Raw genomic sequence first — 11,998 nt, forward strand, 5'->3', positions numbered from 1 at the left:
CTGGGAAATCTGCAACAACTGTATTCACCGTATTTGCATTGTGGAAATCAAGTTTCAATGGCGCCCATTGAATTTCTAATGGTCCAGGGGTTGTCCCAGGTCCATGTCCAGTAAAGCCGATCCCTACTTCAGTATCCGCATTGTCTACTTCTGCAGCCGATACATTCAGACCGCCTGCCACACAAATACCGACCAAAGTTGCGCTTGTTACTAAACCTGCCAATAATTTTTTCTTCATCTCTTTTCTCTCCTTGTAATAAAATAGTTTAATATATCTAACATGTGCGAAAACGCACAATTGATATTAAAAGAAACAAGTCGTACAATAAATATATTCGAGGGACACCGTTCTTTTTTTAGAATATCCTTTTTTTCTCTTGGTTTTACGAAAACCAAGCTGAATGCTGGAATCATTGATGTCACGCTCTTTTTGATGAGGGCTTGACGAGAGTTGACGGCAAATAGTGAAAAAACACGCTTGACGAACGTTGTTCTTTTAATAACAGCTGACATTTATTCAAAGGAAATAATCCACTCTTTAGGTAAGCGCTTTCTTAGAAAATAAAAAAAGAATAACCGAAAATTCTTCCTTAAAAAATTTTTTCATTTTTTGCTTTTAGCTATTCATTTACTCTTTGAAGGTGTTTCTCCAATTGAACAATCACCTGCATCCGCTGTTCGATCATTGAATCTGCATAGGTATCTAAGGTCAGTTGTGTCGAGGTATGCCCAAGGATCGCACTAACAGACAAAATATCTCCTTGTGCTTCCAGACAACGCGTCGCAAACGTGTGTCGCAGTTGGTGGAAATGGATGTCTTGAACCCCTGCTTTTTTTCGTAATTGATGGAAGTAGTACGTTAACAAACGTGGCTCCATTGGGCGATCATGGGTTGAAAAGACATATTGACTCGTGGATTGTCTTTTTAATCGAAGCAGTTTTCTCTTCATTATCGTTCCGAAAGGAACGAGACGTGTCGACGCTTCCGTTTTCACGGTGTCATACACGAGTTGGGTTTTCCGTAGCCCCTCCATCGATGCCACTCGTTGATATGTATGAGAAACTTGAATCAGATTTCGCTCAAAATCAATATCTGTCCAACGCAAAGCAGCGATTTCTCCAATACGTAAGCCGGTATTCAAGGCTAAGTACGTGGGTAAACCACGGACGCCGCCTACGTTTATCGCCGCTGTTTCTAGCTTTTCTTGTTCTTTTTCGGTCAGTGAACGAATTTTTTGTTTCCGTTCCTTCGGTAATTTAATAGAAGAAAAAGGGTTCTCCTTTATATGATCCCCTTTCTTCGCCTTGTTTAAACACTGGCCTAAGATCTGCATGATCACCTTCATGGTCGAGCTTTTTAATCCATACAGACTCCATTGTTGAACCAAGTAGTTCCCGGTTTCGTGCGTCAGCTCATTTAACGAGCGATCGCCAATAAATGGAAAGACATATTTGGTCAACTTGTAGTGGTAATTCGCATAGGTGGATAGTTTTACGTCTTTTTTGATGGCACGCAACCATTGGCAGCCCCATTCTTCCAAAGGGATACATGAACTTCCTTGCATGGACTGAATGGTCTGGTAACGAACCTTTAACGGATACAGTTTCATTCGTACTTCCCGCAGGGATTTTCCATAGACATAGCCGTATTTCACCTGTCCATCTGCCTTTCGTCCTTTTCGATAGCGCCCTTCCCAGCGTCCGTCTTTTCTTTGATAAATATTTTCTCCTCTACGCATAGCTTTCTCCTTTTATTTTGACGGCGAAAATGACGTACTAAGCAGCGAGTCATTTTCCCGTTTATTGTGATTTAGAACAGTCGACTTTCGGTCTAATAGCTTGTAACAAACGAGATTCAGAATAAATGCGACAGTTATTATTAAAATTAAGTTGATTTTCCTGTATCGTTCGATTACAATATAATTAATAAATGTATATAAACCGTTATTTGTAAGTCTCGATACCCGGATTCTCCCTTGGTTTTCGTAAAACCAAGAGATTTACAGATTATAATTAATGATTATTTGAATTTATAAGTTATGAAAAACATCCCCTCACTTCGAGGAGATGCTTTTTTTTATTCATTCAATCATTTCTCCTATGTCTAGCCGGATATCTAAGAATCCCTCGTCCCATACAAGGGATCTCAGAGAATGGAGTTTAGCATGCGTATGCTTTAAGTGGTTTCCTAAAAATGTACTTTAAAAGTACATTCTTAGGAAATCTGATAAAAACAAAAAAGGACCTCAAAAAGAAGTCCTTTTATCAAGAGTTATCAAACAAAATTTAGTCGTTGCCAGTGTCTATTCGAAGTTTTACCATCAAGGAAATATGGCAGGAATATAATACATTGACGCGCTTGAGAAGAAATAGCACGTGATCAAACCCTCTCTTTTTCAGAATAGGTTTTATTAATTGCTTTTTTCTCTCTTACAGAAGAGAATCTCTCCACATATTTTCTATTCTTTGAATAAATTTAATTTTATTTCTCCGTTTAATGAAAAATGGAGCGAAGGACAGAACAGTCACAGTACCTCTAAAGGAGTTATTGTGAATGCGTTGTATCCACGCCATTTAAATAGGAAAATTGCCGCCAATAAAAAAACAAAAGTGATAGGTTTCATTTTTCATCCTCCAAGCGAATGTAACATAACCTATGTTGTAATGTGATTATGTTGCGCTCAAAACTCACGAATAAAAAAGCGGACAGAGTAAAAACAATCTTTCTTTAGAACCGCAAAGGTTAGAGCGATATTGGTGAATGTTATACAATCGGTTTGTGTGATATTCATATTTCTAAGATTTTCGATTTGTTCACCACTTTTTCTCTTCAGTACTAGGCACAAAACAATTTTTCTCAGATATAGTTCTTTTGATCACTTGTACCATTTTATTTAAAACACGAAGTGAATATACTATCGTGGTAAACATTAAGTAAGTTTGGTAAATACTTCTCACTTTTCAACTTTAAAATCGATCCAATCTATAATATAGTCTAAAGCCAATTGTACATTTCCAACCTGACAATGGTGAGAAGCATTTTCTTCCTTTGTGAATACTCGGCTGGTTACTGATTTTGCGCTTGTTAGAACATTTATTTGTTTATCCAAATACACAGTATAAATGTCTTCTTCTCCTGCAAGAATCAAGACATCCTGTTGAATTTTAGGAGAAATCTTTGCAGTACTATATTTTTTGATTACTTTATAATAATCATATAGGGTGACAATCTCACCGAATACTTGTCTCCCCTGTTGAAACAACCATAGTGAAAACTTGTTTTCTTCCATTAAATTAACGATAATTTCCCATTTAGGATTATTTGGATCATTCATTAATTGTTCGATCATTTTTTGCAACTGTTCAGGAGCTTTATATAAAATCGCTCCGTAAAAATCATAAATCAAATCATATAACACAACTCTTTTGATCCGATTATCATATGCTGCTGCTCGGGCTGCCAAATAACCTCCTAAAGAAACACCAATTAAGGTAACTTCTTCTAAGTTAAAATAGTCTAATATTACTTTTGTACATATCTCCCATTCGGGTTTCATTTTCATTTCACATCGGTTTAAAACTTCACCTTGACCAAAGCCTTCAAACATGTAAACATTATAGCCTTTTGAATATATATACTGCATAAGAGGAACAAATTCTTGTATAAAGGAATCATAGCCTCCGTGTACTATAATATCGCCCTTACCTCCACCACTGTGACATTTATAAATTACAGGAAAATAGCCATTTTCAAATGGCACGCGAACATACGTCAGTCCAACTTGTTCGTATGCTGTTTGATATTCAGCCATGCACCGTTCATAGATCTCTGATTTATATAATGTATCCTTCTCATCGTCAAGCATAAAAAACAATGAAGCGCGTAAACATGTGGCTGATGCAACATAATTTTCCTCATTGTGAAAAGATTCGACTCTATCAAGAAATAATTGCGACCAACTATCAAAATCAGTTAACTCAGCACCAATTTCTGCAACTGATTCATAATCTAAACACCCAAATGAATAAAATCTATTTAATTGGAAATTGAATGCAGTATCCTCGTGAAAATCATAATAACCTACTGGAAAATTCATAGTACTTCCTCCTTTTTACTTTCTTTCTATGTCATCAAAAATACACTTAAACTTGCGATCTTCTAATTGTCATTTTTTTATCATTCATCCATCGAACTATTCAATACTTTGGAAAGAAAAATTTTAATATGAACCATTTTCTCTTCCATGGATTTTACCTTAGTATCGTGGACAATAGCACTTATACCAAAAAGAAGAAATTGACTGAGTAAATGAGTATTCGGAACAGAAATGCGTATATCCTCATTTTTTATTCCTTCAATAATTATTTGCTCAAATATGGGTTCTATCTTTAGTAATGTTCTAGAGAGCAGAATAGTCATGATTTCTGGGTTCACTTTTTCGGTATACATCAATCGATACTCAGATATAGAACTTGGCAACAAAGTAAATACTTGCTTAAGCTTCTCATTAAAATCTAGATAGTTATTATTGGCAACTTCAGTGAGTTTAACAATATATTCCTCATTGTATTTTTCTAATGCTGCTTCGTAAATTTCTTTTTTTGACTCAAAATAGTGATAAAACATACCAATTTCTCCATTCGCTTCTTTTAAAATTGACCGAATGGACGTTTTCTCATAGCCATTTTCTAAAAATTGTTTCAATGCAATCTCTATAAGCTCTTGACGACGTACATCTGGAGCCTTAACAATCCGAGACATATTATTCCTCTCCTCTCTCTAAAGAACGATGTTCTGTAGTGGTATATTACCTAAAGAACATTGTTTTGTCAAATGGCAAAATATAACTCCATACGCCTCCTTGATACCGAACTATCTGTGTTTTTAATCGGATTATTCTAAAAATGGTTGCTTTATTCATAAATTGTTGAAGAGAAAACACCCTCCTAGTCGGATATAATTCCGAGTAGGAGGGTGTTCCTCTTTTAATGGTCTTTCAATTACTTCTTACATTGTCTATTACTGATAAGGAGTGTGATAAACAGTATAAAACTCCTTATTGAGATGGTACCCTTTCCCCCAGACCGTTTCGATAATAGTTGATGAGAACCCTTTTCTCATCAATTTTTGGCGTAACGATTTTGTTAACACTGAAAGTTGTGCCAAATTGGACCGAGTAGGTTCATCATTCCAAATAGACTCACAAAGTTCTTCTCGTGAGACAATCGCCCCTTCGGCGTCATACAATTTTGAAAAGCACTTTTTCTGATTCTTAGTGAACTCCATAGTGAGTTCTGCTAAAGTCTCTGTTGCTTTCTTTACTTTTACTGCTTCATTCATTGATGTCGTACACTCACTGATTAATTCTCGCAACACATCTGTCCCAATTTCTCTAGGGATCCATTGATCGATTCCTAACCCTTCCAGAACCCCTTTTTCTTTATTTATAGGTTCACAGACATACTTTCTAAAAATCACTGCGTTTTTTTCTTTTAATTTGGGAACAATTCGTTTCAATTCCCGATTCGATAGGGATTCACTAAGTATAATTAACTGATAAAACGAACTATCCCACGGATCGTCACTATACAAAAGCATATCCAACATTGTCTTTGAAACAAATACCTCATAATTAAAATTCTGTAAATTTTCCTGCATGGATCGTTCATTCAAAATATTATGGGTCAATATTAATAGTCTAATTTTCCATCACCTCACAAGATTCCCTCTAGTATTCGAAGTTGTTTTTGTACATCAAAATATAAGTAGACCGCCAAAATGATACACACAACAACAACGAGCAACAACGCATAATTTAAAAGATACTTCTTTTTTGACAGTTTCAATGTGCTTATTTTCTTCATATCTTTAAATATGAAATAGAAAAAAGCAATCAAGCTGATCATTCCCATTATCGCTAAAATGATCATCCAACTATATCGTTCCAACTCTGTCATCCTTTCAGGAATAGTGAGGAAGATTGTTTTCTCACTATTCCTCTTTTTAACGAGAAAAAGGAGTTATTGTATTTGAAATCACCCCAATGTTACGGTTCATTCACCATCAACCATTCAATTTTCCCTTCATAAAACGCGCCTTTTTGAGCCGTGTTTCCTGGAATCAATAGATTCACCGAGTCAAAGGCAATTGCTGTTCTGAATTTTCCTTGTCCTGCAGAAATGTCCGTCGATTTCCATAATTGCGTCGTCGAATGATCAGCAGGAAGTATCGCAGTCGTTTCGCTCAATCCTTCAAAATCTTGTGTTACATCTTGCCACGTTGTGCCATTGGTTGTTTTCTGAAGCTGTTTTCCGAAGGAAAGCTGTGCGCCAGTTAACTCTTGGTTGCTGCCATCTTGTGTTCGTAAGGAAGAAAGACGAGCCGCAAAAGACCAATTCGAACTTATACCAACATTTTCCATCTTAATCCCAAAATCAGTGGTTCCTTGAGTATTCGATAGTCCCGCGGTTGTTCCACTTGAGTTGACCGACTGAACACCAAAGTTAAAGGTCGGTGTATCAGAAATATACAAACCTGCTTGCCGTTGATTGGTCGTAAACATTCGCACCGGTGTCTGTTCAGACTCGCCGCCCTGATTAACCACACTGCACTTCACATGATAGGTTTGTCCTGCAGTCAAGTTCTTGATTTTCACAGTAGCTTTTTTATTTGTCGTATCAATATCAAATGTATCGATTGAGGGAGATGTCTGATGAGAGCTAATCTCAGAAAAGGCTACACCATCAGTACTCAAATACACTTTTACGTTGTTTGGATGGGCTGCAGGTTGGTCTGGATGATCGCCTGCAGCTTGATAATCCACTGAAAATTCGGCAGTGGCTCCATGCTCTGCAACAGGAGTGTTTAGTGTAGGCGCACTTAAACTAGATAACGTGTTTTTCGTATAAAAATATTCGTTCTCTGCCCCTGCTGGTTGTCCCACTGGACCAACAACTACCCCTTCGAGATTTTTCATTTGTATCCACCCTTTATATCGAGTACCAGGAGTTAATCCATTAATTAGAGCGGAAGAATAGGTCCCATTCCTTGTTGTTGTATGCTGTAAATCATTCACTCGTGCTGTCCAATCCGTATCATTTGTGCCGCTGTTATAGGATTCAGTATATACGACTCCGTCATTAGTGGTTTGTGAAATATCCCCCGTATAGGTTCCCTGTTTCAATTGGACACTCGTTGCTGTGGCAGTCTCTTGATCAAAAACAGGTGGTGAAATCTGCAGAGTGACCCCATTTGTTCGTATGGATACAGCGGGTGAATATTCAGACCATTGATTGCTATCATTTTTCACCCGATATTGCACTTCATACGTAGTGTTTGCTTCCATATTTCCAAGAGCGAACTCGATTCGTTTATTAGCTGAATTGATAGTTAATGACGTAACCGTGATAGGTGAACCAACTGCTCCTACCGCTTTCACACTCTTCCAAGAAGAGTAATTGGAATCTTGTGAAGAACGAAGTTGAATATCCACGCCTTTTTGTCCATCATACCCATCAGTCATCCCTGTTTCTTTCGGATGTGCTTGTCCTTGTGAGTAATCAGATACTTTATAGACACCAGTCATAGACGCACTCGCACTTGAAGCAGTTTGGGCTGGTGTATAAGTGACGTTAGTCACCCCATTTACTTCATTTTTTGTATAGAAATAAGAATACGTATTATTGTTCAGTCGCCAAGATTCTTGCCACACATTCTCACTATCTCGAATAAATACATGAGAACGATACTGAGTTCCAGGCATCAATTCATCCTGAAGTGCATATCCGCCAACCGCATATTTTCCACTTGCATAAGAAATCGGTTGGTGGATGCTTCCTCGAACATTTATCCATGCACCAGTGTTATCTTTTACATGAAGCCCCTGTTGTGCATTCTCCGCACCGCCATAAGTATTTCCCTGATAGGTTCCTTCATTTAGAATCATTTTTCTCGCTGAAGTCGTGTAACTAAATGTTGGATTGGATATATAAGTTAATGCCATTCCTTTTGTTTTAAACTCTCGAGAGGTAGAAAAGCCTGACCACACATTACTGGCATTTCGAACGCGGTAACGAACATAATACTTCGTATTCGAAGTAAGTTTTGATAAGGTAAAGCTCACACTCTTGTTTCCTGTATTAAATACTCGATTGGTGATTGCCGGTGTCGTATCTGCGGTAATAGTCGTCCAAGTGGAATTATTGGTACTAATCTGAATGTCCGTCGACGTAGGATGTGCCGCTACGTCTCCAACATTGTAGGTTGCCGTAACGTCGGCCGTCGCATTGGTTGACGTAGTCGGTGTATTCAAGTTCGTTACTGTTGGTTGATTCACTGTATTAACTGTATAAAAGTAACTACTCCAAGCAGAGTACCTCCACGTACCTCCGTAATCCTTTATTGCAACACGACCTTTGTACCGTGTTCCTGCAATCAGACCCGGGACTGTTATGTTATGATAGGTTCCCCCCCGAGAAACAGTGTGCGTTAAATTCGTCACTTTATCCTGAACTGTTACCCCATCATTAGAAGTTACCTGTACTTTTCCTTGCCCACTCGTTTGGAAAATATCTCCCGTATAGGTCGTTCCCGTCATATAAATGGCATTATGGGTGGCTGTTGTCTGCGTGAATGTCGGGGTTCCAATAGATAATGTCATTGCCCCTGTGGTAAATTCCCGAGCAGTTGAATAGCCTGACCACACATTACTGGCATTCCGCACACGATAGCGCACATAATACTTTGTTCTAGCATTGAGTTTTGACAAGGTAAAGCTCACACTCTTGCTTCCAGTATTAAAAACTCGATTGGTAACAGCCGGGGTCGTATCCGCCGTTATAGTCGTCCAAGTTGAGTTATTGGTACTAATTTGAATGTCCGTCGATGTAGGATGTGCCGCCACGTCTCCTGCATTGTAGGTTGCCGTAACAGCGGCCGTCGCATTATTTGAAGCGGTTGGCGTATTCAAAGTCGGGGCTGCGGGTTGATTCACGGTATTCGCCGTATAGAAATAGCTGCTCCAACCTGAATATTTCCAGTTTCCTCCGTAATCCTTTAATGCCGTTCGTCCTTTGTATCGTGTTCCCGCAGTCAAACCAGATACCGTTGCACTGTTATAGGTTCCCCCTTGAGTAATCGTATGCCCCAAATTCGTTACTTTATCTTGAACAGTCGTTCCATCATTTGAAGTCACTTGAACTTTCCCCTGTCCAGAGGTTTGAAAAATATCTCCAGTATAAGCCTTTCCTACCATTGGAATAGTGTTATGCGTGGCACTTGTCTGAGTAAACGTTGGCGCTGTGATCGATAATGCAACAGCTGAATCCGTAGTAAACACATATGGTGCTTCTATATATTTTTCTAGCATAGCTGATGTACCATCTGGATGATACCAATCTCCAGCACCAGTACTACTATTATATTTGAAAAGCCAAACATAATATTTTGTATTCGGTTTTAAATTTGTCATTTTTGCTGGTCCAAAAGTAACAGCGTTGTTGCTCCAACTCTTTTGAAAAGGAATAACTACATTGGTTCCATCCGCCATCAATTGTGTCCATAAGGCGCTTGGGATTCTAGAAGCACTAGATATATTTGCACAAAGATTAATAATACGATTAGGATCTGTACTCCATACAACATACCTTGCCCGTTCAGGCTCTATGTAGTTGAAGTACGTAAATTCAATAGAAGCTTCTCGAGATTTTATTGAGTATATTTTTACGTTAGCAGTCACACCACCGCTTGTAGTTCCGTTATACACAACATCATTTACAGCTCTTGGACCAATAAACTCAGAACTCTTGTTCACCACGTCATTCTCCGGTTCTGTTGAAGCTATTTGGGTCTCATCAGTGCCCACTTTTGTTTTTGGGGGCTCTTCCCCTTTTTCTGTGAGTTCGACTGGATCAAGAAGAACTTGCCCTTTATGAAACGTGCGTACGACGTGTTGCTCTTCGTCTATCTCTTCGATGACATAGTCTAAAACGATTCGATAGTCCTGATCGTTCAAACTATCCGAAAACTCAAAATTGAAAGAGGAATCGTTTAACACATGGTCCTTTCCTTCCTCAAAGCCCTTCACTTCTTGCCATTCAGTGCTTTCATCTTTGGATTGCAACGCGATTGTTTTCAAAATTGTTTTGTTGCCATTCGGTGGGTCAGAACCCAAAACGATTTCTCCTTTGAGCGTTTCTTGACTCATTTGTACTTCTACGATTGGATGTGAAGCGTTGTCTTCATCCTTTTTTGATAAGTCTCGCGCTTCGTAGGTTTCCTCCGCAAAAACGTCTTTTTCTTTCTCGTCATTGGCGGGTTCTTCTTCCGAGACCATTGGTTCGTTTGGATTTCCCAACACATCACTAGACAAAGTGGTCAATCCACCAGAAGACTGTTCCGTCTGTTGCGCCTCCTCTGAGCTTTGCGAGATGGCAACACTAATCGCAGGTTGAATCACCATGCTCGATAAAAGACTCACGATTAAAATAAATGAACTTCCTTTTTTACCCACGGTCCTTCTCCCCCTTACGCGCATAACTACCGATGAAGAAAAAGAGGAAAACACCTAATAGTGTGATCCAACCAAGCCGGTAAAGAACCACGTTATATTCTTCTCCAGTCATTGGGAGTCTTTTCTGCTTCGTTTGTACACCATAAGAAACCGCGTAACTTTTTTTCGACATGACTGTTTTGATTACCGGCAGATCACTTAAGTGATCGTTATCACCAGCTGCTTCTTGAGCAGAAAATGTGATGGAGAAAGCGGTCGTAGAGGTACTGTCTGCACAAGTTTTTGTAGGAGACATCAGAAGAAACACACTACTTACCAAACCGATTAATAAGAAGGTTCCTCGTTTCTTTTTTTTCATCTCTGCACCTTCCTTCTTAGTTATTTATAAGGCTTCCCATTTTTTGCTGCGCACATAAAGGCAGCCGATTAAAATAATGCTTGTCAAACCGATTAAGATTACTACAAGCGGCACCCATCCTTGGTAAGTGATGGTAAAACTCGCCTCTTCGTTTATCTTTGTTGCTTGCTTTTCACCAACACTAAAATCTCGTTTCCATTCCCAAGTATTGGTTCCTGACTTCGCCTTGATAGCTAGTGTATATGCCCCACTTTTAATAGGATCAATTCCCCAATTGGTGGCGAAATCAAATTGCGAATTTGGAGCCATCCGCATATTATTTGCCGTTCGTTTCTTAAGAATCTCACGGCTGCCTTTTTTGTAAAGCTTCGTTTCAACCGTTAAGTCAGTTAGAATTTTGGCTTCTGGATTTTGCAGACGCGCTTGAATCACACGCTTGCCTTGATGAACGGTCGGCTTTACGTCTAAAAGATTGAGGGACGAACCGTCATCGTATCGTTCAGAGTCTTCGGTGACCAAAAGACCAATACGATAGCCGAAAGTAGAACGTAATCCTTCTTTTGTTTCTGAGGAGTCGGCGTTCATCACGCAAATGGCCCCGCCTTTTACCCCTTCAAATCGTTCCCCCGGCGGGGTAACGGTGATCGTCACCTTTTTTTCTTCGTAATTTTGTACAGTGATTTTCTTTTCAGAAACGGAGGTGAGTTCTTCAATGGACTGTTTTAAGGTCTTATCCCTTGTATACTCATCATTATCGTAGTCAATCACACCATTTTGATTCGTGTACGCATTCTTCACATAAATAGACACCGTTGCTGGTTGCACATTCGTACTTCTTATTTTGATCGTTAATTCTTGGGGTTCATTAGGTGTTACTTTAATAAAATAAAATCCTTTCTGTGTGTCTATTTGAGTGGTCGTTTGAACAGGCTCTACGGCAAAACCCACATCATTTTGGGGTTGGCTTTCTTTTCCGCCCGTCTCCTCTGTTTCCTCCGCATAACCGGAGGTGACGAAAAGGAAACAACTAGAAACGACCAATAGACAACAAAGAATATTCTTTAATAGGAATAAAAAATCTTTCTTGAGAAACTGTTTTCCCATAAATAGTTCTCCTCGTAAAATATTA

8 protein-coding genes and 1 pseudogene are annotated in these 11,998 nt (G+C 38.9%); all 9 read right to left on the bottom strand.

Going from position 1 to position 11,998, the window contains the following annotated elements; all coding sequences use genetic code 11:
• A pseudogene (locus tag JZO85_RS22720) lies at positions 1-238 on the bottom strand (WxL domain-containing protein); the annotation flags it as partial.
• A 382-nt stretch (positions 239-620) separates the two neighbouring features.
• Positions 621-1,739, bottom strand: a complete 1,119-nt coding sequence (locus tag JZO85_RS22725) for a tyrosine-type recombinase/integrase (protein WP_207110792.1) — start codon at positions 1,737-1,739, stop codon at positions 621-623.
• Positions 1,740-2,954: 1,215 nt separating this feature from the next.
• The gene (locus JZO85_RS22730) at positions 2,955-4,097 is read right to left on the bottom strand and encodes an alpha/beta hydrolase (protein ID WP_207110793.1); all 1,143 of its coding nucleotides are present in this window, start codon (positions 4,095-4,097) and stop codon (positions 2,955-2,957) included.
• A gap of 80 nt (positions 4,098-4,177) precedes the next feature.
• Positions 4,178-4,762, bottom strand: a complete 585-nt coding sequence (locus tag JZO85_RS22735) for a TetR/AcrR family transcriptional regulator (RefSeq protein WP_207110794.1) — start codon at positions 4,760-4,762, stop codon at positions 4,178-4,180.
• Between the two features lie 258 nt (positions 4,763-5,020).
• Positions 5,021-5,659 carry a winged helix-turn-helix domain-containing protein gene (locus JZO85_RS22740; RefSeq protein ID WP_207110795.1) on the bottom strand — a complete coding sequence of 213 codons (639 nt, stop codon included), beginning with the start codon at positions 5,657-5,659 and terminating at the stop codon, positions 5,021-5,023.
• A gap of 56 nt (positions 5,660-5,715) precedes the next feature.
• Positions 5,716-5,949: a hypothetical protein gene (locus JZO85_RS22745; RefSeq protein WP_206919851.1), complete on the bottom strand. Its 234-nt coding sequence runs from the start codon at positions 5,947-5,949 to the stop codon at positions 5,716-5,718.
• Positions 5,950-6,047: 98 nt separating this feature from the next.
• Complete coding sequence (locus tag JZO85_RS22750) at positions 6,048-10,511, bottom strand: WxL domain-containing protein (RefSeq protein WP_207110796.1); 4,464 nt, start codon at positions 10,509-10,511, stop codon at positions 6,048-6,050.
• Complete coding sequence (locus JZO85_RS22755) at positions 10,504-10,869, bottom strand: EF2685/EF0750 family sortase-dependent surface protein (RefSeq protein ID WP_207110797.1); 366 nt, start codon at positions 10,867-10,869, stop codon at positions 10,504-10,506. Before JZO85_RS22755 ends, JZO85_RS22750 begins: the two co-directional genes overlap by 8 nt.
• A 24-nt stretch (positions 10,870-10,893) precedes the next feature.
• On the bottom strand, positions 10,894-11,998 hold a 1,105-nt coding region (locus JZO85_RS22760), incomplete at its 5' end, for a WxLIP family cell surface protein (protein ID WP_347401824.1).

Origin of the sequence: Candidatus Enterococcus murrayae (assembly GCF_017315985.1) — a bacterium.
Classification (GTDB): domain Bacteria; phylum Bacillota; class Bacilli; order Lactobacillales; family Enterococcaceae; genus Enterococcus_A; species Enterococcus_A murrayae.

What these genes read in the sequence shown, in the direction of transcription:
- JZO85_RS22740 (WP_207110795.1), bottom strand. Translation starts at nt 5,659, where the DNA reads ATGCAGGAAAATTTACAGAATTTTAATTATGAGGTATTTGTTTCAAAG.
- JZO85_RS22725 (WP_207110792.1), bottom strand. Translation starts at nt 1,739, where the DNA reads ATGCGTAGAGGAGAAAATATTTATCAAAGAAAAGACGGACGCTGGGAA.
- JZO85_RS22730 (WP_207110793.1), bottom strand. Translation starts at nt 4,097, where the DNA reads ATGAATTTTCCAGTAGGTTATTATGATTTTCACGAGGATACTGCATTC.
- JZO85_RS22735 (WP_207110794.1), bottom strand. Translation starts at nt 4,762, where the DNA reads ATGTCTCGGATTGTTAAGGCTCCAGATGTACGTCGTCAAGAGCTTATA.
- JZO85_RS22755 (WP_207110797.1), bottom strand. Translation starts at nt 10,869, where the DNA reads ATGAAAAAAAAGAAACGAGGAACCTTCTTATTAATCGGTTTGGTAAGT.